General features: G+C 67.6%; 28 protein-coding genes. 13 read left to right on the plus strand and 15 right to left on the minus strand.

Features of this window, described 5'->3' with window-relative positions; translation table 11 throughout:
- Positions 1 to 96 precede the first annotated feature (96 nt).
- Positions 97 to 588, minus strand: a complete 492-nt coding sequence (locus QBE02_RS07165; protein WP_279367692.1) for a hypothetical protein — start codon at positions 586 to 588, stop codon at positions 97 to 99.
- A 271-nt stretch (positions 589 to 859) separates the two neighbouring features.
- Here QBE02_RS07165 and QBE02_RS07170 point away from each other — a divergent pair, with 271 nt between their 5' ends.
- Entirely contained in the window at positions 860 to 1,567 is a 708-nt protein-coding gene (locus QBE02_RS07170; protein WP_279367693.1) for a DUF998 domain-containing protein, read from the plus strand.
- On the opposite strand, the gene QBE02_RS07175 is transcribed toward QBE02_RS07170, so the two are convergent.
- From QBE02_RS07175 to QBE02_RS07185, 3 genes are all read right to left on the minus strand, one after another.
- Complete coding sequence (locus tag QBE02_RS07175) at positions 1,564 to 2,166, minus strand: response regulator transcription factor (RefSeq protein ID WP_279367694.1); 603 nt, start codon at positions 2,164 to 2,166, stop codon at positions 1,564 to 1,566. The two genes, QBE02_RS07170 and QBE02_RS07175, sit on opposite strands and share 4 nt — an antisense overlap.
- Positions 2,163 to 3,350 carry a sensor histidine kinase gene (locus tag QBE02_RS07180; protein WP_279367695.1) on the minus strand — a complete coding sequence of 396 codons (1,188 nt, stop codon included), beginning with the start codon at positions 3,348 to 3,350 and terminating at the stop codon, positions 2,163 to 2,165. Before QBE02_RS07180 ends, QBE02_RS07175 begins: the two co-directional genes overlap by 4 nt.
- A gap of 75 nt (positions 3,351 to 3,425) precedes the next feature.
- On the minus strand, positions 3,426 to 3,707 hold the full coding sequence (locus QBE02_RS07185; protein WP_279367696.1) for a hypothetical protein: 282 nt from the start codon (positions 3,705 to 3,707) through the stop codon (positions 3,426 to 3,428).
- A gap of 213 nt (positions 3,708 to 3,920) precedes the next feature.
- Here QBE02_RS07185 and QBE02_RS07190 point away from each other — a divergent pair, with 213 nt between their 5' ends.
- From QBE02_RS07190 to QBE02_RS07210, 5 genes are all read left to right on the plus strand, one after another.
- Positions 3,921 to 4,421: a small multidrug efflux protein gene (locus QBE02_RS07190; protein ID WP_279367697.1), complete on the plus strand. Its 501-nt coding sequence runs from the start codon at positions 3,921 to 3,923 to the stop codon at positions 4,419 to 4,421.
- A 147-nt stretch (positions 4,422 to 4,568) separates the two neighbouring features.
- Entirely contained in the window at positions 4,569 to 5,039 is a 471-nt protein-coding gene (locus QBE02_RS07195; protein WP_279367698.1) for a hypothetical protein, read from the plus strand.
- Between the two features lie 29 nt (positions 5,040 to 5,068).
- Positions 5,069 to 5,410, plus strand: a complete 342-nt coding sequence (locus QBE02_RS07200) for a hypothetical protein (protein WP_279367699.1) — start codon at positions 5,069 to 5,071, stop codon at positions 5,408 to 5,410.
- Positions 5,407 to 5,643 carry a DUF1653 domain-containing protein gene (locus tag QBE02_RS07205; protein WP_279367700.1) on the plus strand — a complete coding sequence of 79 codons (237 nt, stop codon included), beginning with the start codon at positions 5,407 to 5,409 and terminating at the stop codon, positions 5,641 to 5,643. The genes QBE02_RS07200 and QBE02_RS07205 overlap by 4 nt, the downstream gene beginning before the upstream one ends.
- A gap of 85 nt (positions 5,644 to 5,728) precedes the next feature.
- A complete protein-coding gene (locus QBE02_RS07210) occupies positions 5,729 to 6,331 on the plus strand; it encodes a hypothetical protein (RefSeq protein WP_279367701.1) in 603 nt (200 codons plus the stop codon).
- Positions 6,332 to 6,389: 58 nt separating this feature from the next.
- Here the strand turns inward: QBE02_RS07210 and QBE02_RS07215 are convergent, their stop codons facing one another.
- On the minus strand, positions 6,390 to 7,001 hold the full coding sequence (locus tag QBE02_RS07215) for a LysE family translocator (protein WP_279367702.1): 612 nt from the start codon (positions 6,999 to 7,001) through the stop codon (positions 6,390 to 6,392).
- Between the two features lie 203 nt (positions 7,002 to 7,204).
- Between QBE02_RS07215 and QBE02_RS07220 the strand changes: the two genes are divergently transcribed.
- A complete protein-coding gene (locus QBE02_RS07220; protein WP_279367703.1) occupies positions 7,205 to 7,606 on the plus strand; it encodes an aldehyde dehydrogenase in 402 nt (133 codons plus the stop codon).
- Between the two features lie 85 nt (positions 7,607 to 7,691).
- Here QBE02_RS07220 and QBE02_RS07225 read toward each other — a convergent pair whose 3' ends face one another.
- The 7 genes from QBE02_RS07225 to QBE02_RS07255 form a co-directional block, all read right to left on the minus strand.
- Positions 7,692 to 8,078: a DUF3021 domain-containing protein gene (locus QBE02_RS07225; RefSeq protein WP_103207080.1), complete on the minus strand. Its 387-nt coding sequence runs from the start codon at positions 8,076 to 8,078 to the stop codon at positions 7,692 to 7,694.
- Positions 8,079 to 8,223: 145 nt separating this feature from the next.
- Complete coding sequence (locus QBE02_RS07230) at positions 8,224 to 8,481, minus strand: nuclease (RefSeq protein ID WP_103206644.1); 258 nt, start codon at positions 8,479 to 8,481, stop codon at positions 8,224 to 8,226.
- Between the two features lie 126 nt (positions 8,482 to 8,607).
- Entirely contained in the window at positions 8,608 to 9,204 is a 597-nt protein-coding gene (locus QBE02_RS07235; RefSeq protein WP_279367704.1) for a hypothetical protein, read from the minus strand.
- The gene (locus QBE02_RS07240; RefSeq protein ID WP_279367705.1) at positions 9,201 to 10,490 is read right to left on the minus strand and encodes a PucR family transcriptional regulator; all 1,290 of its coding nucleotides are present in this window, start codon (positions 10,488 to 10,490) and stop codon (positions 9,201 to 9,203) included. The genes QBE02_RS07235 and QBE02_RS07240 overlap by 4 nt, the downstream gene beginning before the upstream one ends.
- Entirely contained in the window at positions 10,487 to 11,926 is a 1,440-nt protein-coding gene (locus tag QBE02_RS07245) for a phytoene desaturase family protein (protein WP_279367706.1), read from the minus strand. The genes QBE02_RS07240 and QBE02_RS07245 overlap by 4 nt, the downstream gene beginning before the upstream one ends.
- Positions 11,923 to 13,752: a DUF3556 domain-containing protein gene (locus QBE02_RS07250; RefSeq protein WP_279367707.1), complete on the minus strand. Its 1,830-nt coding sequence runs from the start codon at positions 13,750 to 13,752 to the stop codon at positions 11,923 to 11,925. The genes QBE02_RS07245 and QBE02_RS07250 overlap by 4 nt, the downstream gene beginning before the upstream one ends.
- A 40-nt stretch (positions 13,753 to 13,792) precedes the next feature.
- Complete coding sequence (locus QBE02_RS07255; RefSeq protein ID WP_279367708.1) at positions 13,793 to 15,298, minus strand: class I adenylate-forming enzyme family protein; 1,506 nt, start codon at positions 15,296 to 15,298, stop codon at positions 13,793 to 13,795.
- 304 nt (positions 15,299 to 15,602) lie between these two features.
- Between QBE02_RS07255 and QBE02_RS07260 the strand changes: the two genes are divergently transcribed.
- The 3 genes from QBE02_RS07260 to QBE02_RS07270 all read left to right on the plus strand — a co-directional run bounded on the left by QBE02_RS07260 (position 15,603) and on the right by QBE02_RS07270 (position 17,069).
- Positions 15,603 to 15,983, plus strand: a complete 381-nt coding sequence (locus QBE02_RS07260; RefSeq protein ID WP_279367709.1) for a nuclear transport factor 2 family protein — start codon at positions 15,603 to 15,605, stop codon at positions 15,981 to 15,983.
- A 460-nt stretch (positions 15,984 to 16,443) separates the two neighbouring features.
- Positions 16,444 to 16,635 carry a hypothetical protein gene (locus QBE02_RS07265; RefSeq protein ID WP_279367710.1) on the plus strand — a complete coding sequence of 64 codons (192 nt, stop codon included), beginning with the start codon at positions 16,444 to 16,446 and terminating at the stop codon, positions 16,633 to 16,635.
- Between the two features lie 23 nt (positions 16,636 to 16,658).
- Positions 16,659 to 17,069 carry a RidA family protein gene (locus QBE02_RS07270; protein WP_279367711.1) on the plus strand — a complete coding sequence of 137 codons (411 nt, stop codon included), beginning with the start codon at positions 16,659 to 16,661 and terminating at the stop codon, positions 17,067 to 17,069.
- A 138-nt stretch (positions 17,070 to 17,207) separates the two neighbouring features.
- On the opposite strand, the gene QBE02_RS07275 is transcribed toward QBE02_RS07270, so the two are convergent.
- From QBE02_RS07275 to QBE02_RS07285, 3 genes are all read right to left on the minus strand, one after another.
- Positions 17,208 to 18,044: a nucleotidyl transferase AbiEii/AbiGii toxin family protein gene (locus QBE02_RS07275; protein WP_279367712.1), complete on the minus strand. Its 837-nt coding sequence runs from the start codon at positions 18,042 to 18,044 to the stop codon at positions 17,208 to 17,210.
- The gene (locus tag QBE02_RS07280; RefSeq protein WP_279367713.1) at positions 18,041 to 18,598 is read right to left on the minus strand and encodes a type IV toxin-antitoxin system AbiEi family antitoxin domain-containing protein; all 558 of its coding nucleotides are present in this window, start codon (positions 18,596 to 18,598) and stop codon (positions 18,041 to 18,043) included. Before QBE02_RS07280 ends, QBE02_RS07275 begins: the two co-directional genes overlap by 4 nt.
- A gap of 621 nt (positions 18,599 to 19,219) precedes the next feature.
- Positions 19,220 to 20,398, minus strand: coding sequence for an epoxide hydrolase family protein (locus tag QBE02_RS07285; protein ID WP_279367714.1), 1,179 nt, complete (start codon positions 20,396 to 20,398; stop codon positions 19,220 to 19,222).
- A gap of 87 nt (positions 20,399 to 20,485) precedes the next feature.
- Between QBE02_RS07285 and QBE02_RS07290 the strand changes: the two genes are divergently transcribed.
- The 3 genes from QBE02_RS07290 to QBE02_RS07300 all read left to right on the plus strand — a co-directional run bounded on the left by QBE02_RS07290 (position 20,486) and on the right by QBE02_RS07300 (position 23,285).
- Positions 20,486 to 21,040: a CGNR zinc finger domain-containing protein gene (locus tag QBE02_RS07290; protein ID WP_279367715.1), complete on the plus strand. Its 555-nt coding sequence runs from the start codon at positions 20,486 to 20,488 to the stop codon at positions 21,038 to 21,040.
- Between the two features lie 194 nt (positions 21,041 to 21,234).
- Positions 21,235 to 22,116, plus strand: a complete 882-nt coding sequence (locus QBE02_RS07295; RefSeq protein WP_279367716.1) for a protein kinase domain-containing protein — start codon at positions 21,235 to 21,237, stop codon at positions 22,114 to 22,116.
- Positions 22,113 to 23,285 carry a hypothetical protein gene (locus tag QBE02_RS07300; protein ID WP_279367717.1) on the plus strand — a complete coding sequence of 391 codons (1,173 nt, stop codon included), beginning with the start codon at positions 22,113 to 22,115 and terminating at the stop codon, positions 23,283 to 23,285. Before QBE02_RS07295 ends, QBE02_RS07300 begins: the two co-directional genes overlap by 4 nt.
- Positions 23,286 to 23,526: the final 241 nt, after the last annotated feature.

The raw sequence follows: 23,526 nt of genomic DNA on the forward strand, positions 1-23,526 counted from the left end.
ACCCCACTGCGCGACCACCGTTCACGCGGCTCCGACGTCGACGAGTTACCGCCGCCTGGCGCCGCCACCGAGGCGCGGCTGCCTGACGACCGCCCCTCAGCGCTCGGAGCACCTCCGCGTGGAGATGGGGCGGGAGCCGAACCACGCGAAGGCGATGAGCACCAGCGCCCCTCCAGACAGCACACCATCAGCGATACCCGCCGGGAGCATGAACACCATCAGGACGAGGGTGACGACGCACATCACAAGGGTGATTCCGAGACCCCAGAGACGGTCGCACAGGATGCCGACACCCCCGAGAACCCGCAGGGTTCCGAAGATGCCGCTCATGATCATGAGCAGGTAGAGGTTGTTCTGCAGATACGGCAGGGCGAACGAGAAATGATCGCCGACGTCATCCTGATCGAGGCCGGTCGCCACGAGAACCGGGAGTGCCAGCAGCGCACCCAGCTCCATCACCACGCCTTGAGCAGTGACGAGCCACGCCGCGATACGGAAGCGCGCATCGACTCGGCCCGCGACGTCGGTCGGCGATGCCGTCTCCGTCCCGGGCGTCCGCTGCTCGGGGGCCGACGGACCTCTGCTCATGAAACAACGGCGGAAGGTAGCGTTTAGCATGTTTGCATGCTAGGCGGCCAGTGTCACCGCAATCGCCCTCAGAGCGCGTGAAGTTGCGATTCACCGCGCCCAGCCGTCGGAATTTCACCCGCGGGCGAGTGTGGAGCAGTCGCGTCAAAACCGGCCACCGCTCGCACGGTTTGCGGCGTTGGCTCCACGTGAACGCCACCATCGACCGCTCGACGAGCACCACATCATTCGGCCGCGGGGCGCGCTACCATCATCGTCGGGAGGACCTCACATGTACACATGCTCTATCCGGCGACTGCAGATCGGCGCAGCTTTGTGGGCGGTCACTCTTGTTCTGCTCCCGCTGCAGATGGCGGTCGCTCTGCAGTGGCCGCGCCGGTACTCGATCGCCGACAACGCGATCAGTGATCTCGGCGTCACAAGCTGCGGAGTCTTCTCGGATTACGCCACCACCGCGCGCCTCATCTGCTCGCCGTGGCACGCGGTGTTCAACGGCGGGATGGTCGTATCGGGTGCGTTGATCACGGCGGGGGCGGTTCTGCTCGGCGGCTCGTGGGGCGGCCGCACAGGCCGAACGGGCTCGGTGCTCGCCGCGGTGTCGGGAGTCTTCGTCATCCTGGTGGGCTGCTTCCCCTGGAACACGTTCCCCGAACTCCACGATGCCGCAGCCCTCGGGCAGGCGCTGACGCAATGGTCGGCCATGATTCTCCTGGCGGCCGCCGCGGGCCGAGGTGCTTTCCGGGCGCTCACGTTCGCCACCGTCGCTGTGTCTCTCGCGTCTTTCGTGGTGTTCGTCGATGGCCTCGAAGGCGGACGATCGCCGCTCCTGCCCCTGGGGATAGCGGAGCGGCTCGCTTTCGACACGCTGACGTTGTGGACGGCAGCCGTCGGTGTCAGCGTGGCGGTTCAGGTCGCGCGCCGAACTCCGACGACGAGGGGTCTGCGGCCGTCGTCTGCCGCGCCGGAGGCGACCCCCTAGATCCACCCCCGCTCACGCGCATGAATCGTCGCCTGCTGCCGACTCGCGAGCCCGAGTTTGCCGAGCACCGACGACACGTGGTTGCGCACCGTCCCCGCCGACAGGTGCAGTGACGAAGCGATCTCCGCCACCGTCTGCCCCCGCGCCCCCGCGCGCAGCACGTCCAGCTCCCGGTCGGTGAGCGGGCTCCGCTCGTCGCTCAGTGCGTCGGCCGCGACCTCGGGGTCGACGTACCTCCGCCCGGCCGCGACTTCACGGATCACGGCCGCCACGTCATCCGCGGGCCGCGACTTGGGGAGGAACCCGCTGACCCCGGCGCCGAGCGCGCGCCGCAGCACTCCGGGCCGCGCGTGCCGCGTGACGATCACGCAGCGCGAGGGCACGCTCCGCAGGATCTTCGCCGCGGTGTCGACGCCGTCGAGCCCGGGCATCTCGAGGTCGAGCAGGCACACGTCGGGCTTGAGCCGCTGCGCCTCGGTCACGGCGCTCTCGCCGTCGCGGCATTCGGCGACGACCTCGAGGTCGTCCTCCAGTCGCAGCAGCGCGGCGAGCGCGGTACGGATCATGTCCTCGTCGTCGGCGATGAGCACGCGGATCATTCGGAAACCTCCTCGGGCACGCGAACCGTCACGCGGAAGCGGTCGCCGAGGCGGGTGGCATCCACCGTTCCTCCCACCGAACCCACGCGCTCGGCGATGCCCGACAGGCCCGCCCCATCGCCGACGGGAGACGCGGCACCCCGCGAGTCGTTCTCGACGGTCAGCACCCACGATCCGTCGTGGCGGGCGAGGGAGAGGGATGCCGACACCCCACCCCCGTGTTTCAGCACATTCGTCGTGGACTCGCGGACGACGGGTCCGAGCACGTCGGCGGGCGCGCGGTCGGCCTCCGTGTCCACGAGCAGGTCGACGGTCAGGCCCGCCGCGCGCAGCAGATCTGCGGCGTTCGCGAGTTCGTCGGGCAGGGGCACCCCGCGGAACCGTGCGGCCAGATCCCGCGTGCCGCGTCGCGCCTCATCGACGCTCGCACGAGCCGCGCGCACCTGTTCGACCGCGGCATCCGGATCCCTCCCCATCATCTTCTCGGCGAGCTCGAGCTGCAGCGCGATCACCTGCAGGTGGTGGCCCTGCAGGTCGTGCAGGTCGCCGGCAAGGCGCAGGCGCTCTTGGGCTGCGGCGAGACGCCCCTCGGCGCGGCGGGCGCGGTCGAGTTCGCGCACGATGTCCCACCACCACAGCGAAGTGGCGGTGAGCGGCGCAAGCATTGTGACGAACAGCGGCAGCGCGAACGTCAGCGAGATGTAGCCGTCGGGGCTCAGCCGCGTCGCCTCGATCACCCACACCGCGATGACGATGACGAGCATCAGCGCGACGAGCCGCACCCGGATGCCACCCCGCCACCGCACCGTGCACAGCGCCTGCGCCGCGAGGGCTGCGGCGAGAAGCACCGACCCGGCACCGATGCCGAGCACGACCGCCGACCCGACCCCGAGCAGCACGAGGGGCCACACCGGCCTGCGCGCGGAGTCGTCACCGTCGTCGAGGGGTTCGCGTCGGTAGTGGATGAGAAGAAGGACTCCGGATGCCACCGACCCGGCCGCCCCGATCAGCACGAGGACGATGTCGAGCGTCGTCCCCCGCAGCACGACCACCAGCGCCCACATGAAGACCGCGAAGACGTGGAGGAACAGGATCGACGACGCCGTGTACCACCAGGTGACGCGGACGTCACGGGCGTACGTGGCCGCGGGCGTGCGGACGGATGCGGGTGCGGGGGCGCTCACACCCGCCACTGTACGGGCGTGACATTCGTCACGGGTGGGGCGGAGAATCGTCCCGCGGGGCGGCGTGCGCGGCGGTCAGCGGTAGCTGTCGGGGAGTTCCGGCGGCACCCGATCGCGGTCCTGCGCGGTCTCGACCGACGTGGGCTCCGCCCTCAGTTGCAACGAGGTCGACGGCGGCCACCCGTAGAAGGCCGACTCGACGGCGCCCGCGTCGATGACGGGGCGGATCGCCTGTCGCACGGCGTCCTTCCGTCGGCCTGCGCGACGGCGTCCGAGCACCATCCCGAGACGCACGAGCACCCCGACCGCGATGGTTGCCCAGAAGAGGTATTCGACCCACATGAAGAAGCTCGGCATCGTTCCTCCTTCGGATCGACCGCGGTCTCTCGCGGGGGTTGCGACGATACGCCACGCGCGCGGCGCCCGAAAGGGCGGCCCTGACATTCGTCACGGGTGCGCCCACGTATCCTCCCGCTCGCTCGTGACACCACGACACTGCCGCCGCGAACCGCGCACCGCTGGGATGGAATCACCGCGGGACACGCCGCGAACTCACCCCCAGGAGTCTTCATGTCGAACCCCGTCTCCGATCTCATCCTCGGTTTCCAGGGCCTCGTCGCCGACGTGCCCGACCTCGTCCAGCCGCTCATCGTCGCCCTCGCCGGGGCCGTGCCGTTCATCGAGGGTGAGGGTGCGGCGGCGATCGGCATCCTGGGCGGCATCCCTCCCGTCGTCGCCGCTCTCGCCGGCGCGATCGGCAATCTGCTCTGCGTGGCCGTGGTCGTCGTCGTGTCGTCACGCGTGCGCACCGCCGTGACCACCCGCCGCGGAGTCCCCGGAAAGCCTACGTCGGCCCGCCGCGAGAAGTTCGAGAAGGCGTACCACCGCTACGGGACCCCGGGCGTGAGCCTGCTCGGCCCGCTGCTGTTGCCGACGCAGTTCACCGCCGCAGCCCTCACGTCCACCGGCGTCCCGCCGATGCGCGTCATCGCCTGGCAGGCCGCCGCGATCGTGCTGTGGACGACGGTGATCACGCTGATCATCACGGGCGTGATCCGCGCGGTGGCGTGACGAGACCGGCAGGGTGGAGGCCGCAACTGAGTTCTCGAACGACTCAGCGAGGTCATAGCGAAGACCTCGCTCCGCGTAATCGGGGCCCGAGGCCCGTATGCCTGGATGGAAGGGACCCCGCCCGGATTCGAGAGGACCCTCAGCCCGATGCCGCAGCAGACCGTGACTCTGACTCTCGGAGAGCCGATCTACGCGCAGGCCCTCCATTACACGGCGATGTTCTTGCAGAAGCCGTTCCGCGAGGCGCTGCTCGTCTACCGCCGGGGCGGGACGTACACGATCCTCTCCCCCGGCGAGGATCACCACGGGTGCTGGGTCTCGGCCACGGCCCCTCTCGATCCCCCGCGGCACGTCTCGTTCATGTCGTGGCCGTCCGCCGACTGGGACCACGACATCGCCGCCCACACCCTCACCTTCGCGCCCGATACCGGCGCGTTCACGCAGGAGCTGCGCCTGCCGGGCGAGCCCGTTCCGCGCGCGCAGCACGGGTACGCCGTCGCCGTGCCGTCGCCCAGCGAGATCGATCCGGGTCTCGGGTGGGAGGCCCTGCGGGAGCGGTACGCGGCGACCTTCGCTGCGCTCCACGACCTCGTCGGGGTGCGGGGGTCGGGCGGCTGACAAGCAGCCAGCCCCGTTAGTCTCAAGGCATGACCTGCTCCGCTCGCCCCACCTTCGCCGAGATCCACGAGTGGGTGACCGAGTACGAGAAGCACGACCGTGTCGCCCACGCCACGGTGCACGTCCTTCGCCAGGACGACCCCGAGCACCTCGAGTCCGGCATGGTGGCGATCCATCTCAACCACGGCCCCGCATCGATCTCGTTGAACGTGGACTGCGAGCGGACGTGGACGGCCTCGCTCTCGGAGCGCTCCGGCGAGTTCCCCCTGTCGGGCGGCAATCTCATCGCCCTCGGCGAGGAGCTCTACACGACGGGCAAGCTGTGCGAGTACCTGCAGGCGCGCACCGACGAAGCCGTCGCGGCCTCGTGACCGACGCCGAGCTGCCGCACATCGAGCCCGGCATCTACGAGCACTTCAAGGGCCAGCGGTACGAGGTCTTCGGCATCGCGCGCCACTCCGAGACCGAAGAGGTCTTCGTCTCGTACCGCACGCTCTACGGCGACCACTCCCTGTGGGTGCGCCCGATCGCGACGTTCACCGAGCACGTCGAGCGGGACGGGTACTCGGGGCCGCGGTTCCGGCGCGTCGGCCCTTCGAGCTGACATCGCGCCCGGTGTGCTCCGTCGGGTTCACGGCATCCGTTCGACGTTCCCCTCGACGGCAGCTCTCCCGTGACAGAGTGACGGCGTGAAACTGTATTCCGACTTCGCCGTGCAACGCGGGCGTCAGGTGATCGCCGACATTGTCGCTCTCGCGCTCATCGCGGTGAGCATTTTCGCGGGGATCACCGTCTTCTCCGCCGTCGACCAGTTCTCTCAGCTCGGCCGTCAGCTGCAGACCACCGGCGTGGACTTCCGCACGTCGATGACCGACGCGGGCACGCGACTCGGAGGAGTTCCTTTCATCGGAGAAGGGATCAGCAGCCCGTTCACCACGGCGAGCTCCGCGGGCGACACCCTCACGGCGGTCGGCCAGACGCAGCAGGACATCGTTCGCCAGGCGGCGATCGCGCTCGGCGTCGGAGTCGCGGCGCTACCGATCCTCATCGTTCTGTTGGTGTGGCTGCTCCCGCGCCTGCGGTTCGCCACGCGTGCAACCCGCACGCGTCGGCTCATTCGCGGAGGCCTCACCACCGATCTGCTGGCCCTGCGCGCCCTCACCAACCAGAAGGTCGGAGCCATCGCGAAGGTCTCCCCCGACGCCGTCTCCGCGTGGCGACGGGGAGACGCCGAGGTCATGAACCGCCTCGCCGGACTCGAGCTGAGGTCGGTCGGCATCCGGCCCCGATGAATTTTCCCGGCACTCGGGCCGCGGGGTGATCTGCAGAGACTTATGCGTCCCTCTGAGCTCACCGACTCTCGAGTGCGAGGCGACCCGCCAGCAAGACATAGGTGGCGGCGAAGGTGCGGCGCAGCCACGCCATGACCTTCGGCCGGGTGATGACCTGGGTGCGCATGGTCGCAGCGAAAGCGCCGTACAAGGCGAAGACGACGAACGTCAGCGCCATGAACACGAGGCTGAGCCACACCATGTGCCAGGTGCCGTTGGCTTCGCCCGCGGGAACGAACTGCGGGAGGAAGGCGAAGAAGAAGATCGTGAGTTTCGGGTTAAGCAGGTTGATCAGGATGGCGGTTCGGATCACGCGCCAGAACGAGACGGGCTCCGCGCTCGCGTCTACGTCTATCAGCGACATGTCGCGGAACGTCTGCCAGGCGAGATAGAGCAGGTAGGCGACTCCCAACCACTTGATCGTCTGAAAGGCGATGGCAGAGGCGTTCAGGATCGCCGCTAGTCCTGTGATGGCCGCAATCATGTGGGGGACGACACCGAGCGTGCAGCCGAACGCGGCGATGATCCCGGCCTTCGTACCGCGCGAGAGTCCCGCAGCGATCGAGTACACGGCACCGGTGCCGGGCGTAGCCACCACCACCAGGGTTGTCAGCAGAAAGGCAATGCTCATCGTTGCTCCTCCGAGAGTCGTTGCTCCCGCACAGTACAGCTTCTGCGGGTCGCGGTGAGAACGAGCTGCGCAAGCCGAGACGGGGTTAAGAGTCAGCCGGAGACCTGTCGGGCACGGGCATCCGCGGCGTAGCATCGCCGGTACGCCGGAGTCCCTCCGCGGCATCCGGTCCCTCCGAACCGACGAGAACACGGGAGATCCAGATGGACACGATGGCGATGATGAAGTCGATGGACATGGGCGAGATGACCATGGACATGGATGCCATGCAGGAATGCATGCAGTCTCTCAACGCGTGCGCGATGGCCGCGGCGATGTGCGCCGGGAGCGACATGATGCACGGCGCCGAGATGGCCACGTGCTGCGCCATGTGCTCGAACATGGTCGAGATGGCGCAGGCGACGATGCACATGATGATGCGTCCCGCCGGCATGAACATGGACGTGATGAGCGCCATGATGACCGCCTGCAAGACCATGGGCAAGGCATGCGCTGCCGAGTGCCGTGCGCACGGCGACATGGACGAGATGTGCCGCTACTGCGCCATGGCCTGCGACGACATGGTCATGAAGTGCGAGGCGATGATGGCCTCGATGACCGCCTGAGTTCTCTTCTTCGCGCGGCCGCTGACGTGTCGTCGGCGGCCGCTCGGCTTTTCAGCCATCAACCAGGGAGCGGGCGAGGTGCTTCTCAGCGCGATGCTCGCGCCGGCCGAGCGTTAATCGCGCGGAAGATCAGGTAGAAGCTCGACCAGAGGACGAATCCCACAAACAGAAACAAGCTGATAACAAGAAGAACGCCAGCGGGAGTATCTATCGCAAACCATCCGCTGAGAAAAAGGGCAGGCAACACGGTCACCGCCATGATCGCGAAGTGAAGAATTGACTGCCGTCGCAGCGACCAGCGGTCGATCTGATAGATGACCGAGGTACCGGCAACCGCAGCGCTTATGACGGCGACCGCGAGCGTCGCGCGTCCGTTCTCCGCTTGCCCTTGAAGAAGGAGCGCACTTCCGATTCCGCCCATGATGACGAGCGGGATGCCACCTCGAAGGGCGGCCTGCGCAATGGGGCTCATAATCACGAGTCAATCACGGGCCTCGGACTCAAACCCGCAACCGCGACAAGCATCAACTCAGTCGCGACCCGACTTCGCCAAGGCGCAATCGCCTGCAGCGGTTCGCGAAGCACCACCCACCGAACTCACGTCGACGGGCGCTCCGTTATGCGGCGCGCGCGGTCGTGATGATCGCGGACGCGCTGAGCAGTTCGGCGACCGGGTGGTACGCCACCGGCTCCCCCGCCTCGATATCGACGGCCGGACCGACGATCCGCAGCTGAACCGTTGTGCCGTTCAGCAGGGCGACCGTTGCGGTCGAGCCGTTGGCCTCGATGACGAGGCCGTCCCACCACGCAGACGGGTTCGAGGCTGCCATGCAGCGCTGGATCGGGTGGACAGTCGACGAGATCGTGCGGGACATGGCTTCACCTGCCTTCGGAGTGGTTGGTGTGATGAAGCTACGGGATGCCGCGGGGGCGGGCGATCTGGGGCGTAGCGGGGCGTAACACCGCACGTGACGACGTAGGTCAACGACAGAGTCCGGGCGTCACTCGGCGACGATCCCCCCGTCGTCGTCGTCGAAACGAACACCCTCGGCTTCGAGCCGCTCACGTGCCGCGTGATGCACGACGCCGCGCCGCCGCGGATCGGTCTCCAGGAGACGTAACAGCGTCTCACGCGTGGTCGACGGATGCTCGGCCACGGCGATCCTGACGCTCCAGAAACGGTCGTCGGCGAAACGATCCAGCACGGCAGCACTGGCGTTCGGATTCAGGGCGGCGACGTTGCGGATCGCCTGGTTCGGATCGGTGAAGAACGGCTCGAACTCGTCATCGGAACTCGCCGCCGACGCCCTCGCGTACCGGCGCTCCTCGTCGGCTCTTTCCTCCGGAGTCTTGCGCTTTCCCATGTCGAGCCTCTCCGTCTGCATCGTGTTCCCGCGAGAAAGCTCGCGGCTCGCGACCGGGGTCGGCGGGTTCTCCGTCGCCCTCGCAGCACACCGTTCAGCGAGCACGTCACCCGCGCGATCACGACGATAGCCCCCGCCACCGACACCCGGGAGGCTGGGGCAGCACGCCGAGGCGCACGCTGGTGGCGAAAGTCGAAGGCGCATGGACACGCCGAGCGGCGCAACGCCCGTCACGTGTGGCGCGCGTCGGCTCCCTCGAGCAGAAGGTCGTCGTAGATCCGCAGGGCGAGCGCCACCTGCAGGGGATCGACTCCCCGCGCTCCCACCGAGGCCTCGAACCGGTCTACGCGCTGGCGCACCGTATTGCGGTGGACGCCGAGCTGCTCCGCCGTGCGCACCGCGTTCTTGTCGGCGGCGTAGTAGGCCGCGACGGTGTCGCGCATCACGCGCGCCTGCTCGCCGGCACCGGCGTAGTCGCCCAGAACCTCGCGCACCCACGTCGCCGTCGCCGTGGCATCCTTTGTCAGCAGCTGGACCAGCGCGACCTGGGGGTCGGCGTACGACACCACCGCTCGGTCCCGGTAGCGGGGCGACGACAACGCCACGAGCCGTGCGATCGCGGCCTGCTCGTGCGTTCGGCGAAAACCCTCGACGTCGTGGCCCGGCTCGCCGAGGGCGGTCCGCACGCCGGGCACCGTCGCCACGAGTTCTTCCACCCGTGCCAGCGCTCCCGCGTCGAGCCGAGCCCCGCCGAACCATGCCCAGGCCGTGGATCGATCGACCACGGTGATGAGCGGCGCGACGGACGAGTGCACCACCGTGGCCAGTCGGCGCAGCAGGAGGTCGATCTCGTGCTGGCGCGCCGCGTCCTCGGCATCCACGTCGGACCAGGCCATCACCCCGAGGTGCGTCTGTGCGAGCGTGTATCCGGTCTCCGAGACGAACCCGCGGATCGGCAGGGAGTCTCCGCGCAGCACCTTGAGGATGATGCTCGCGTTGAGGGTCGCTCGGGTGGTCCACCAGCGCCGACGTTCCTGCTCGTGCACGCCGGTCACGAGCTGAAGGATCCAGTCGATGTAGCGGTGCACGACGTCGGCGATGTCGCGGACGACGTCGATCTTGACGCGGTCGGTCACACCCAGGCGTTCGGCCTCGTCCATGCCGAGCCTCAGGAACATGCTCTGACCCAGGTAGTAGGCGCGCGTCAGGGCCGCCAGGGGCACATCGCGCTGCGCGAGACGCGCCGCGTATTCGACGGCGGCCGTGGTCGGCTGCAGGCTCTCGAGATCGATGCCGTTCGCGAGGATGTGGCAGATCGTCGTGACGTTGCCCTCGATGCTCGCCTGCAGCATCTCCACCAGCTGGGGGTCGCCGCCCAGGTCGTCGATGCGGAATGCCAACAGGTCTCGCATCTCGCGGACGATCTCGGGCATGCGCAGGTCGAGCTGCCGCGCGACGAGCGCGAGGAGCTCGGAAACGTCGCCCGTGTGCTCTTCGGCGGAACCGGATGCCGTCGTCACGCGGGCTGCGCCTCCCTGGCCCGTCTCGCGGGCGCAAGGCCCCGCAGCGCGCGCCGGGCGGCGTTCACGCCGCACAGTCCGTGGATTCCCGGCCCCGGCGGCGTCGCAGCGGAACAGAGGTAGAAGCCCGGCACCCCCGTATCGTACGGCTGCGCCGAGATTCGCGGGCCGAGCGTGAACTGCAGCGGTGTCTTGGCGCCGGTGAGGATGTCTCCCCCGACGAAGTTCGGGTTCCGCCGGCTCCACTCCGTCGCGGTGATGACCCGCATCGCCAGGATGCGGTCCCGGAATCCGGGCGCGAACCGCTCGATCTGCGACACCACGGCTTCGGTGGCATCCCCCGTGTATCCGGCGGGCACGTGGGCGTACGCGTACAGCGGGTGAATGTCGCCCGCCGAGCGCTGCGGGTCGGCGACGTGCTGCTGACCGACGAGCACGAACGGGCGTTCCGGCATCCGCCCCTCGGCGACGGCGCGCTCGGCCGCCGCGATCTCGCGCGCCGAGCCCGCCAGATGCACGGTGCCGGCACGACCGGTCTCTTCCGCGCGCCACGGCACGCCGCCGGCGACCGCGAACTCCACCTTGAAGGCGGCGGGGCCGGGACGGAAGCGGCGGAACGCCTCGGCGGTGCGACGGGGCAGGCTCCCCCCGAGGATCTCGGCCACGGCATGCGGGTGCACATCGAGCATGACGACGTCGTGCGGGGGCAGATCGCGCCGGGAACGAATGCGGCGGCCGGCCTCGAACGTCACGCCTCGCTCGCGGAGCCGGGAGATGACGGCTGCGGTGAGCGTTCCGGTTCCGCCGGCGACGACGGGCCACCCCACGGCGTGTCCGGCGGTGATGATGCCCGCGCCGATCCCGCCGACGAGCGGTTGGTCGAGGCGTTGGAACGCGTGGGCCGCGACGCCCAGGAACAGAGCACGGGTTCGCTCCTCGGCGAAGGCACGCGCGGTCCACACCGGGGGCAGCGCGGCAGCGGCGCCGAACCGCGCGAGAAGCAGGGGGTGACGAGGGATGCCGACGAGGGGGCGGAGGATGTCTTCCGACAGCGCCGCGAACGAGCGCGACGAGGGGCCGAACAGGGTCTGCCACCGCCATCCGTCGGCGCCGAGGCCGGCCGCGGTCTCGACGATCGAGCGACGGAGCAACACCACGTCGCCGTCGTCGAGCGGGTGGGCGCAGTCGATCTCGGGGAGGACCCAGGGCGATTCCGGCAGGTCGAGGTCGGCGAAGTACGGCGAGCCGGCCGCCATCGGGTGGACCGCGGCGCAGTGGTCCTGGATGAGCCCCGCGAGGAGGGGCTCGCTGTTGCGCGCCCCTCCCCCGAGTTCGTCCGCCGCCTCGACGACGTGTACGTCCAGGCCCGCGTCCGACAGGGTCGCGGCAGCGGCCAGCCCGTTGGGACCGCTGCCGACGACCACTGCGCGCGTCATTTCGAGACCCGCTCTCCTCGCCTGCGCGAGACCGTGCGGACGCTGTTCGTCACATCGGTCGTCGGAGCTTTCGCGTCAGCCCTCCAGGAGCGCTCGAGCGGGATGGGGCCGTCCGCGAGCCACGGCTGGGCGGCCACGGCATCCGCGACGCGCCATCTTCCCCGCTCGATGACACCACGGGCCGCATCGATCACCTTGTACTCCTGGAAGTCCGCGTGGATGGCCTGGGACTCCACCCATACCACCACGAACTCCCCGGGCGCGAAGTGGCAGCGGCTCTGCAGGGCACGGATGAGCGACTCGTCGTGCAGGTGGCCGTCTCCGAAGTTGAAGCCGATCACCGAGTTGCAGGCGAATTCGCCCTCGCGGATCGTGCGGGTCTCGATGTCGGGCAGTGCCCGGTAGAGCACCGAGAAGAGTCCGCGACCCTGGCTGTGCATCGAGCGCCACGCGAGCGTCTGCTGCATCGTGATCTCGGCGATCTCGGGGGCGTAACCCAGCTGAACGAGCTGATCGACCTGGTTCGACGTGGGCCGGATGACGGCATCCAGCTTCTGCTCCGCTCCCGGCGTGAAGGTCCACAGCGCCGACGCCCAGTTGCCCGCGTACTGACGCATCGACGGCAGGAACGAGACCTTGTCGGGGCGGAGGTTGCCGAGCGCGGGGAAGAACAGCAGGGCCACGACGATCCCGGCGAGCAGCCACCCGTTCGAGAAGTCGGTGACCGCGTACCCCGCCTGCGCGGGGAAGCCGAGGAAGAGGAACACCGCGGCGTAGCAGAACAGGGTGTTCCACTCCAGCGGGACGGCGAGCGGGAAGGTCGAGAAGATGAAGAGGTGGAAGCCCACGATGAGGACGACCGCCGCGAGCGTCACCCAGAAGTTCTGCGAGAACAGAAGCACGAGCGGAACGGCGATCTCGACCGTGGTCCCCATCGCATGCGCCATGAAGTGCGCGAGCTTCGACGGGCGCACGTCCCGAGGGAAGTCGCGGTACAGGGCGCGCTTGAGCCATCTCGGCGGCCAGAACGGGGTGTTGCTGAGCATCGGCGGGATGACGTTGACGAAGTGCCTGCCGAACTTCGAGATGCCCGCGCACACCCACACGGCCACGATAAGCAGCTTCAGCGCGATGATCATGTCGACGAACGACAGCACCGAGAAGAACACCAGCGCCGGTAGGTACTGCTCGATGCGCGAGGCGACCGCGATCGTCTTGTCGCGCACGCCCACGATCACCAGCAGCGCGATCGCGACGATCACGGGGGTGGTCTGCACCAACCCGCTCGTGTTCTCGGGAAGCGCCGCGGCGAGCGCAGGGGTCACCGTGCCGGGGAGCACGAGCGCCGTGGCGAGCGCCGCGAGGAACCCGAGGTAGACGACGACGTCGAACACGGTCCGCGTGTCACCGGCCGTTCCCGGCACCCAGGCCCACGGTCGAAGCCGGATCGTGCCCGGTCGCGCCCAGAACTGGATGCCACCGGTCATGGGCTTGAACTTGCCCGCCGTCGGCCCCCACGATCCGGCGAGGCCGATCGCTTCGAGCAGCATGGTCCAGATGATCGCCTTCTGGTAGACGATCGGCTGGTTCCACCACTGGTCGACCTGCCAGAACCACCCCACACCGCTGGTGGCGGTGATGACGATGCTGCCGATGAGGAGCCACAGCACGGCGATCTTCACGAGGTAGGTCGCGGCGATCATGCGGGGCGATCCGAAGCCGTACTCCACCCAGTGCAGGGTCAGGGCTCTGATTCGCTCGCGCAGTGGCTGGTGCAGGAATGTGCTCGTGTCGACGGGCGGAAACTCCGCGGTTTTGAATCCCATGATCAACTCCTTCGGTGACGGGATGGGGGAAGCGAAGAGGTCAGGCAGTGGCCGCGGCGAGTGCGCGGCGCATCGCGGGCTTGTCGACCTTGCCGACCGGGTTGCGCGCGAGATCCGTGACGATGCGGATCTCGGCGGGCACCTTGATCTTGGTCAGGCCCTCGGCGCAGTGGGCGCGGAGCTGATCCTCGGTGACGACCTCGCCGGGGTGCAGCACGACATCGGCGATGGGGACCTCGCCGTACACGGGGTCGGGACGACCGATGACCGCGGCCTCGAGCACCGCGGGGTGCGTGGCGAGGAAGCCCTCGATCTCTTTGGGGTAGAGGTTCTCGCCGCCGCGGATGATCATGTCCTTGGCCCGATCGACGAGCGTCAGATAGGCGTCTTCGTCCAGGATGCCGATGTCCCCCGTGCGCAGCCATCCTCCGCGCATCACCTCTGCCGTGGCATCCGGTCGTCCGAGGTACCCGCGCATGACCGTGGGGCTGAGGATCGCGACCTCCCCCCGCACGCCCGGGGGCACGAGACGGCCCTCGTCGTCGAGGATGGCGATCTGCTGGCCGGGGAGGGCGCGACCGACGGTGCCCGGCTTGCGCTCGCCCCACAGGGGGTTGCACGCCGAAGCGCACGTGGCTTCGGTGAGGCCGTAGCCCTCGAGGATCGGGATGCCGAATCGCTTCTCGCTGAGGGCGAGGAGCTCGGGGCTGGCCGGTGCGGCGCCGCAGATCGCCAGGCGCAGCGAGGGCAGGCGCGGAATCTGTTCCCGCGGGACCTCGGCCAGTCTCGCGAAGATCGCCGGCACCGCCGAGAAGTAGGTGGGTCGATAGCGCTGGACCGCGTCGAGGAACGTGCCCGGGGCGAAACGTTCCAGGATCGACACGCTGCCGCCCGCGCTGATGGGGGCGAGGAAGCTCACGCAGAGCGAGTTGACGTGGAAGAGCGGCAGGACGAGCAGTGCCTGATCGTCGGGTCCGAGCTCGATGTGGCGGCGGAGGGAGGCGGCCATCGCGCTGAGGTTGGCGTGATCGAGCATGACGCCCTTCGGCTGGCCGGTCGAACCGCTCGTGTACACGAGCAAGGCCAGCGTGTCGGGGGTGATGGGCGGATCGGCGATGGATCCGTCGGGGATACGCGCGAGATCCGTCGGCGCCAGCGTCTCGACCTCGACCGCGGGGGCGCCGGCCGTCACGAGCAGGCGCGCACCCGAGTCGTCGAGCTGGTAGCGCAGCTCCCGTTCCGTGAACGTGGGGTTCACCGGCGTGACCGCGGCCCCCACGCGCCAGGCACCCAGCATCGCGGTGAGGAACGCGACGGAGTTCGGCAGCATGATCGCCACCACGTCGCCGCGGCCGATCCCGCGCGCGGCGAACTGCTCCGCGCACGCGGCCGCACGCCGTTCGAGGCCGCGATAGCTGAGTTCTTCGGTCACGTCGCGCACAGCGGGCCGACCGGTCCCGGCTGAGGGGCTCCGCCACGGCAGGTGCGCGAGGCCGGACACCGAGAGCGGTGTCGTGGTGCGAGTGTCGAGTTCGTCGAGAGACATCGTCGTTCACCTCCCCGCGCCGACGGCTGCGTCGGACGCGATTCGAGCGTTCTGGTGCGCGTCTTCGCGCTCCCCTCACGCTAGGAAGATCGCGCAGGCGGCACAGTGGCGCGGGTGGCGAACTTCACACCGGGGAGTGTGCACGGTGCACGGATGCCACGGTGCGTCGGCGGGGAGGAATCCCGGCCCATCGGCTTCGCGCTGTCGGGAGGGTGGTCGTCGTTCTTGGGCGGACGAGCACAACCCCGTCGGGCCCGTCGCAAAGCGCGTCCCGAGCCATTTCTTCCCGCGCTAGCCTCGGGGCATGACCACGCGCGATGCGTCGGGGCGCTCCGTCGACGAGGCTCAAGACGCCCTCCACGAAGCCATGCGACGCAGCGACACGGATGCCTTGCGGAACGTGCTCTTCGAGGGTCTGGCATTCGAGCTTCCTGATGGCTCGGTGACCGACCGCGAAGCCGACCTCAACGCCCACTCGACCGGAGCGGTGCGCTTCGAGCAGATACTCGAACTGCACCGATCGACGCGAGAGCACGCGGGGAGGGCTCGGGTCGACTCGTTGGTCGACGCACGGCTGATCGACGACGGTCACCGCATCGAAGGAAAGATGAGCTACCTCCGCTATTGGTCGATCATCGATGGGCGGTGGCAGGTCGTCGCCGGCAGCGCCCAACCGGCGCCGTGAATCGCGTGCTGTTGATCGGGAGCGCGGTGATCACGTCGAGCTAACGGAGTATCGACGGTCGTTCCGGCACACCGCCGACGTGATTCGGTCGGTCGCGGGAGGCGCACCTCCTTTCAGGGCGCCAGGCAGAATCGAAGGACGCCGCCCCTCCCGCCCGATCCCCCACTCCCCGACTGCGACGTCTGCACGTCGGTCGCTGAGTACCGGATGGGCTACGGCCAGCGCGAGCTGGACACTCGCGTCGCCGAGGGCCGGCTTGCCGAGCGACTGGATGACGGGCGCAGGCACGTCCTCCGCGCCGACGTCGCCCTCCGCGACATGGTGCCGTTGGCGGAATCCGACCTGAAGGACACGATCGTCCTCTTCGCGCATTGCGACGCGTGCGGAACGACCTGGTTGTACGACTGTGTATTCGCGGCCGGCCGGCGTACAAGCCGGTGGAGGCGGGGACCGAGGAGAGGTGGCCGCGGTCTCCGGTGCCGGAGCGGGAACGCTGAGCGCGATGACGAGCGCCCGGATGCCGAGGGGATCAGCGGAGTCTGCGGTGGCAGCAGCGGCCCGGTCTACGGTGAGAGGCTTGCCGTCGCTCGGATTCGTCGCCGACACCGAGACCCTCGACGCCCCGATCGTGCTCATGGCCCGCAACGTCTGAGCCCGCCCTCGAAAGGTCAGAACATGCCCTCCGCCGTCACGCTCATCCGTTCGACTGCACTCTCCGACAGCGCGGAGTATGCGTACGCCGCCGCCGCTCCCGCCGAGGCGCGGCTGATCTTCCTCGCCGGTTCCTGCCCACTGAACCTCGACGGCACGACCACGGGCATCGGCGATTACGCAGCCCAGGCGGCGAAGTGCGTCGAGAACATGAGAATCGCGCTGCGCGAGGCCGGCGCCGGTCTCACGGATGTCATCAGTACGCGCGTTCTGGTGGCCTCCACTCGCCAAGCCGACCTGGTGTCGGCATGGGAGGTCGTCCGGGAGGCATTCGGCGAGCACGACGCGCCGAGCACGCTCCTCGGCGTCACCGTGCTCGGGTACGACGATCAGCTCGTGGAGATCGAGGCTGTGGCGGCGGTTGTCGACCGCTAGGGCTCAGCCCGCCCGCCGGACGCGGGACCTCTCGTCGAATGAAGGTCGACAGCGGTCGGGCCGGGAACCCACGCGAGGAAGTCACACCCTGCCGCGAAGCGCATCGTGACGCGGGTCCTTGTGCGAGGCCGCGAGTCATCAGTCCTTGAAAGCGGGATCGAGAATCGCAGCGACACGGACGATCTGGTCGTCGAGGCTTTCCTCGCTCACGGCCTCCAGCCGTTCCTTTCGTCGCCAGGCGGCCCACTTCCGCTGGCTGACGGCGCCGTATCCCTCGAGAACGGGCCCGATCACCTGCAACTCGACGCCTCGGTAGGACGCCACGGCCCGAGCGGCCTCGCGCAGGTCTGCGATGTCGATGCCCGCTTCACCGAGGGTCACGATGTCTACGTAGTCGCGCCAGCGAGTGCTCGTGACCCCCCTCTCCAGGATGGTCACGCCTTTCTCCGCAATCGTCGACTCCGGCGCGTATCCCAGGAGCGTGATGGGCTGCCCGAGAAGACGAGGCAGCGTCACCCTGCGCGGCGCGGGGACGACGGGATCGCCCGTCGACACGTCCCACGCGATGGCACCCTGCCAGCTACCGATGCTCACTTTGAGACGAAGCCGCATGCCCGGGTAGTTGGCATCCTCCCGGATGTCGTTCACTACGAGACTGTCGAGCAAGAACTCAACGCCGTCGTTAGCTTCGATGGCGGCGACGTCGTGAACGACCCGGCGAAGGTGCGCAGGCGTGACATCAGCTGCTATCGCGTTCGAGTCGGCGTCCTTGGTGGAACGGCGCACGCCATATGCGCCGAGCAAGAGGCCGCCTTTCAGGACGAAATCCTCCGCATGCATCGTTTGCGTGAGCCTCGCGAGAAAGGATTCGAGTGCGTGCCGGAGAAGATACTCCTGCGTCGCCACCGGAGCGCCGTTCGTGGCGCCCGAGCGCGCGAGCGCCTGCACCGCTCGGAAAACCTCAACGCCGCTCACGCGAGAATCTCGAGTGCGTCGCGTACAGGCTTGGTGCTCCGAGGAAGGGCTTGAGCCACTTTCATCAAGGTCGCGGGCTTCCCCCCGCGTCGCAACCACTCTTTCAGCGCGTCGCGCGGAATCTCGTAACCCGTGTCGGCTCGTAAGCGGAAGCAGTCCACGATCGTTCGTTCCGGCGTGTAGATGCCGATCCGCTGAGTGCTGCCGGGGATGACGACGCCTTCTCGCTCCAACAAGAAGGTGCCCGCATCGAACCGATGCCAACGGATGGCGCTTTCTGACGCGGGAGCGCGGGTACCACGAGGAATAGCGACGTCGAGCGCGTCGGGGATGACATCAGTGAGGTCGTAGTACGCAAGCGCCGAAATGAGGCAGATGGTCGCCTCGGGGCGACGGGCCGATGCTTCGAGCTGGTCCCAGTCCGCTGCGGGCGCACCTTCGGGAAGGTAGAGGCCCCGAGCGATCCGCTCCCATGCTCCCCTGTTCGCGCTGCGGTAGAAGCCGCTGCGGCTGCCCTTGCCCTGCACAGCTGAGTTCGGCGTGACAGGTCGCACGATTTCCCTCTCTCTGACACAAAACATTCACAGGTAACGTTACCTGGTAACGATCTGTCCCGGTGGCGTCGGCGAGGACGCGGACCACGGCGGGTCGGCAACTTCCACCCTCAGGCCTACTCGCGGGAATGGGGCTTCGCCGGATCCGGATGCCGCACAGTCGCTGCCTCGATCACGATGCGGTTCCCATCGATGACGCCCGGCCCGCGGTCAGGTGTCGGGGTGGGAACCGGCGTCGACTGCTCGACCTCCCACACCACCCGCGTCTCCGCCGCCGACGGACGCCACACGTCGTCGAAGCCCAGCGTTCCTCCGGCCGGGCGGACGCGTTGGCCGCGTCGGCGTCGCCGCCGAGAGGCAACCCAGAGACCCCGGCGCCCCACACCATGAGCAGCATGAAGACTGGGGGGATGCGCCAGGTGACAGCGGCACCGATCATGTTGTCACGCTTGGCCGCGGCGTCTTCGTCTCACACCGCAAGCTCTGCGACGACTCCTCCTACGGGAAGCGGCCGATCGAGATGCGCCTGGGGAACCGCGACCGACAAGCTATCCGACCAGGCATCGCGATACGCATCGACGACGCGGCTCGAGGGTGGGGCACGATCAGGCTCGCAACGCCTCACCGCGACGCCGCCAGCACCGCCACCAACCCCTCCCGCAGGTCGCGCACGAACTCCCCCGGCATCTCCAACGCGGGAAAGTGGCCACCCGCCTCGGGTGCCCGCCATCGCACGATGTGGCGAAACCGCTCCTCCGCCCAGGACCGCGGGTGCTTCTCGATGTCGTGCGGGTACGTCGTAAGGGCCGCGGGCACCGCCACCCGCAGGTCGGGGTCGAGCGACTGGTGACTCTCGAAGTAGATTCGCGCCGCTGACGCGCCGCTCGCCGTGAGCCAGTACAAGGTCACGTTGTCGAGGAAGCGGTCGCGCGAGATGGTCTCGAACGGCGAGTCGACCGTGTCGCTCCACTCGAAGAACTTCTCAAGGATCCACGCGAGCAGCCCGACGGGCGAGTCGACTAGGGAATACCCGATCGTCTGCGGCGCGGTTGCCATGACCTTCGCGTAAGCGAGACGGTTCCTCCCCAAGGCGCGGGTGTGCTCGACCCACTGCCGTTCGGTGTCGTCGAGCCCGTCGAGACGGAGGCCGGGCGGCGCGCTCGGCATGGTCGTGTGGATGCCGATGACGTGCTCCGGAAACCGACCACCGAGCACGATGGTGACCGGCCCGCCCCAATCGCCGCCGTGGGCGAGGAACCGGTCGTAGCCGAGCCGGCGCATGAGCTGGACCCACGCGGCCGCGATGCGCTCGGTGCCCCATCCCTCTTCGGCGGGTTTGTCGGAGTAGCCGTACCCCGGCAGCGACGGCACGACGACGTGGAACGCCGGGGCACCGGCATCCTGAGGTTCGGAGAGCTCGTCGATGACGTCGACGAACTCGGCGACGCTCCCCGGCCAGCCGTGGGTCAGGACGAGCGGGGTGGCATCCGGCCGCGGCGAACGGCGGTGGAGGAAATGGATGCCGAGCCCGTCGATGACCGTGCGGAACTGGCCGATCTCGTTGAGCCTGCGCTCGAACGGCAGCCAGTCGTACCCGGTTCGCCAGTACTCGATGAGCTCGACGATGTCGGCGAGGGGCGGGCCTTGCTCCCACCGATCGCGGCCTCGCGCGTCGTGGGGTGTCGTTGCGCGTTCAGGGAGTCGCGTCGAGGTCAGGCGTGCGCGCAGCGCGGCGAGGTCCTCGTCGGTGGTGTGCGTCTCGAAGCGCTCGATCCGGTCCGTCGTCATCTGGTCGCTCATCGATGCTCCTCGTCGACCGGCGGATGGAACCGGCTGTGACGGTTCTAACACTCTGGCCGACGACGCGGAACCACCTATGCTGGTTCCATGCCTGCTCGCGACCCGGAGTTTCGTCTCGGCTCCGTGCTTGCCACCACCTTCACGGGAACACTCACGGAACGGTTCGGCGCACCCGTAGAGCGGATCCCAACCCCCGCTCGCCTCGCGGATTGGCTGCGGGAGGTGGACCTGCCCGTCGACGCGTGCTCGCCCGACGATCTCGCCGCCGCGGTGGAGCTGCGCGAGGCGATCCACATCGCGGCGTCGGCTCAGGCCGTCGGGCAGCCGCGCCCTCGCGACGCCGTCGAGGTCATCAACGGGTTCAGCGAACGCGGCGGTGCCGTGGCGGTGCTCGCCGAAGACGGCCGCCGGCGATGGTTCCTCGGACAGCCCGCGACCGTCGCGGCAGCCCTCGGGGTCGTGGCCGCCGACGCCATCGAGATCGTCGCCGGCGTGCGCCCCGGCGCCCTGGCGCTCTGCGCCTCCCCCACCTGCCGCGCAGCGTTCCTCGATACCAGTCGCGGCCGCACCCGCCGGTGGTGCGACATGAACACGTGCGGCAACCACGAGAAGAAGGTGCGGTTGCGGGCGCGGCGGGGCTAAGGCTGCGCAATCCGACGCATCCCTCGCACTAACCGGTGTGTGTCTGGCAGCGCCACCACCTTCGCGACCGCATCAAGACGTCGCGGGCTGAGATGCGGCGAATATGGATTTCCTTCTCAAGGAAACACTGTAGAGCGGGTTGAGCACATATAGGCTCGGATGACCTGTGACCGAGAGCGATTGCCAAGGACGACATGAGCCTACCGCCACTACCTTTTTCGGACGACGAACTGGCTGCCGCATTCGAAGGCAGGGCGCTCGTGACTCCACCTTTGGGTCGTGGCTCCTACAAAGCAGCGTTTTTGGCTGATGATGGAACTCTGGCCGTGGTCAAAGTCCTGACAGAGCCACTTCCGGCCGACGTAGACGGAACAGACGTGGATGCATCCCTCCTCCCGGAGCGATTCGCCCGGGAGATTCGGGCGATGCAGTCGGCCGACTCACCCCACCTCGGCTCAATCAGCGCCGAACCCCGAGCGGTGCAGATCGGCGGGGCCAGATACGTAACGTACGAGGAGCCATTCTACGGCGGCGGCACCCTCGCGGAGCGTCTAAAGATTGCCCCACTCTCCTCCGCCGAAGCCGAGACCCTCGTGATCGAGCAGCTTCTCGCAGTTCATGAACTGTGGAAGGTCCGGATAGTTCACCGCGACATCAAGCCGGGCAATATCGTCTTCGACACCACGGGCCGGTCAGTACTGATCGATCCCGGCATCTCGCTTCACGTTGACCTCGATGACCTGACGGAATCGTCACATAGCTCGCCAATGACACTCGGCTTCTCCGCCCCCGAACAACACGAAGCCAGAAGGTATGCCCAGATTGACTTTCGCACAGACCACTTCCTGGTAGGCATAGTTGGGTTCCTTGCCGTAAGCGGAGTGCATCCCATATTGACGATTGGTATGGATCGAAATGCGTTCATAACCAGATTGCTGTCTTTCGATCGCATCGACGTTTCATCTCTGCCATGTCGCGCAGAACTGAGAACAGTACTCGGTCGCCTCCTCGCACCGAAACCCAATCGTCGATTCCGTTCGACACTAGAGCCCTTGGAGGTGCTCGGAGCCATATGAGCCTTTACCTACAGCACGGGTACGGGAAGGGTCGCAAGATTACCTTGCTTGCCGCCTCGAACGCGATCGACGGCGTCATCCTAAGTCCTGCGGACGAGGACTCAAACGTTCTGTCACGCACCGTTGGAGAGGCTCGGGAGCTTGGCCTGCAGGTCAGAGTCGATCCGCAGACATACATTTACTCGATGTCGCCTAAGGGGGTCGGCAGGAAACACGATTCGCACGAGGTCCGGTTTGATGATCTGCACTGGTCTCAGGAGGTCTCCGCTATCGGACGGCAAATCGCGAGGGTAGGCGCGATGCACGATGCTGTGAACCCTGGGGCACCTAAGTTCGCCCCAACGGTCCTACAGACGTCATTGGATGATGTATGGACGTCCACCGCGTTTCAGCTTGCGCGAACCTCGGCCGCCGAGTGGGGACGAGAGAATACGATCGCAACCCTTGCCATCGAAGACACAGCATTGGACACGTGGCGGCAGGTAGATGAGTGGCTGGACGTCGCAACGACCCTCGAGGTTCGCGGCTTCTACATCCTCGTGGGCCGTAAGGATACGAGCTACCCGCCTGTCGCCTGGCCGACGGAGCGCCTCGCGAATCTCTTGCGCATGATCTACGTGTTGTCCGAGCTCAACGACTACGAGGTGATGTGGGGATACGCTGACAGCGAAGGAATCCTCGGACTGGCGGCCGGCGCATCGGCATTTGCAGCAGGATGGAATTATTCGCTTCGCCAATTCAAGCCCTCAAAGTGGCAGCCCTCGGACAGGAAGGGCGGCGCTCCGCCTAACAACCGATTCTATGTACGTAAATTGTGGTCTCCCCTTTTGAGTACAAGCGAAACCGACAACCTGTACCACTCGAGAATGCGAGAGCAAGTCTTTACTCAGGCGGAATTGCGATTCATAGACCAGAAGCCCCTAGAAAACCTCGGCCTCGTGGATGCGCAATTGCAGTACCTGCAGAACATAGCTTCGCAAGCGCGAATTGTGCTTGGCAAGGGCCCCACCCCCAATCGACTCGACTACTTGGGGGTAGCTCTCTCTAACGCGAACGAGCATCTGCGCAGCATAGAACAGGAAGGAATTCCCCTGAGCGCGCGCTATCGGGGACGCATTCAGTCGCTTGGCAGTGCTATTGCTCGATTTCGTGAGGCAGAGAATTTGTGAGCAGTTTCGCTTTCGATGCCACGCAGCAGAAGTTCCGCGAGCCATAACCTTCTGTACGAAGGGATCTCCCGCCGTGTCGGCAAAATTTCCCACCGCACACCGTCCATGTCGGCGACGATCAGCCCACCCCCAAGGTGTTCGAGGGTTGACCTCGAGGCGCGGTGGGCCGTGGTCGCTGGCATGCAAACAGCCGCGCGATGGACGGAGACTCTAAATTTGTTCAGCTGTTGCAGCGCGCGCT

This window comes from Microbacterium testaceum (genome assembly GCF_029761935.1).
Taxonomy (GTDB): Bacteria; Actinomycetota; Actinomycetes; order Actinomycetales; family Microbacteriaceae; genus Microbacterium; species Microbacterium testaceum_A.